At 62.2% G+C, this 1,187-nt stretch carries 3 protein-coding genes; 2 read left to right on the forward strand and 1 reads right to left on the reverse strand.

What is annotated here, in order from left to right; translation table 11 throughout:
• A partial coding sequence (locus ABT116_RS48290) for a bile acid:sodium symporter family protein (RefSeq protein ID WP_351647870.1) occupies positions 1–427 on the reverse strand: 427 nt, incomplete at its 3' end.
• A gap of 51 nt (positions 428–478) precedes the next feature.
• Here ABT116_RS48290 and ABT116_RS48295 point away from each other — a divergent pair.
• Positions 479–832 carry a DUF2277 domain-containing protein gene (locus ABT116_RS48295; RefSeq protein ID WP_351647873.1) on the forward strand — a complete coding sequence of 118 codons (354 nt, stop codon included), beginning with the start codon at positions 479–481 and terminating at the stop codon, positions 830–832.
• A gap of 5 nt (positions 833–837) precedes the next feature.
• The coding region (locus tag ABT116_RS48300) for a hypothetical protein (RefSeq protein WP_351647875.1) at positions 838–1,187 on the forward strand (350 nt) is incomplete at its 3' end.

Consider the following 1,187-nt stretch of genomic DNA (forward strand, 5'->3'; position numbering starts at 1 on the left):
CCTGAAGTACCTTCGTGAACTGCAGTCCGAGGGTGCCGTCCGCGTCCTCGGGTTCGAAGTAGCCCAACGCGAAGTTGGTGATGAGCGGAAGGGTGACCACCGCTATCACCGAATTGACCGCAGTGAGTGTCACATTGAGAGCGACATCGCCGCGGAACAGATGGCTGAACAGGTTTGCCGTCGTCCCGCCCGGTGATGCGGCGAGGAGCATCATGCCGACAGCGAGCAGTGGGTCGAGGTCGAACAACGTGACCAGACCGAAGGCCGCGGCCGGGAGCAACAACAACTGACAGATCAGGGCAATCGAGACGGCTTTCGGCGCTTTTGCCACGCGGGCAAAATCTCCGACCGTCAAGGAAAGCCCGAGGCCGAACATGATGATGGCGAGTGCGGCGGGTAGGCCGACGGAGGTGAGTGCAGAGTCCATGAGTTAGTGGCTACTTCCAGTCACTGGGGGAATTTCACTGAAACTACCGTGATGCCCGAATCTGCGTGGCAGTTTGGATACATTGATGTATCGAACCGTGACGGCGTCGGTGAGCAGGGTTATCGTCGAATTATGTGCCGAAACATCACTGAACTTCGTGGACTCGAGCCCGCAGCTACGCCGGAGGAGATCGAGGCAGCCTCTCGCCAATACGTACGTAAGGTGAGCGGGATAGCCAAGGTGTCCGACGCCAATCGAGACGCCTTCGAGCAAGCGGTGCGTGAGGTAACCGAAACGACGACACGCCTGCTCAGCGCCCTGCCGCCTCGTAGGCAGCCGCCGCAGACCGTCCCGCCGTTGCGTCGCCCGGAAGTACAGGCTCGGATCGCTGCTCGTTCGTCCTGACCCGAGTGGATCTCACAGATATCGACGTATGGGACGTCGAAGCCTTGGATCAGCTGTCCGCTGGGTTGGAAGGCGTTCTGGTCGCTCACCGCGTCCGCGACATCCGTCGACGACTGACCACTCTGCGCAAAGAAGCCGTCGCCGACGACTTGCATATTCGTCAGGACGGAACCGTCTCTGCCGTTGCGCCCATCGCCGACGGTCACCCGCTCCACGTGCACGCCCAGTTGCTCGAGGTCGCAGTTCGAGAACTGATCGGTGAGGCACTGCTGGTCAGCGTTGCCCGGTCCGACGGTCACGGGGCGGACGGCGGAGCAGCACGACGCCCCCGCCCGCCGTCGCACAGGGCGACGGC

This window comes from Streptomyces sp. NPDC002130 (genome assembly GCF_040296465.1).
GTDB lineage: Bacteria > Actinomycetota > Actinomycetes > Streptomycetales > Streptomycetaceae > Streptomyces.

What these genes read in the sequence shown, in the direction of transcription:
- ABT116_RS48295 (WP_351647873.1), top strand. Translation starts at nt 479, where the DNA reads ATGCCCGAATCTGCGTGGCAGTTTGGATACATTGATGTATCGAACCGT.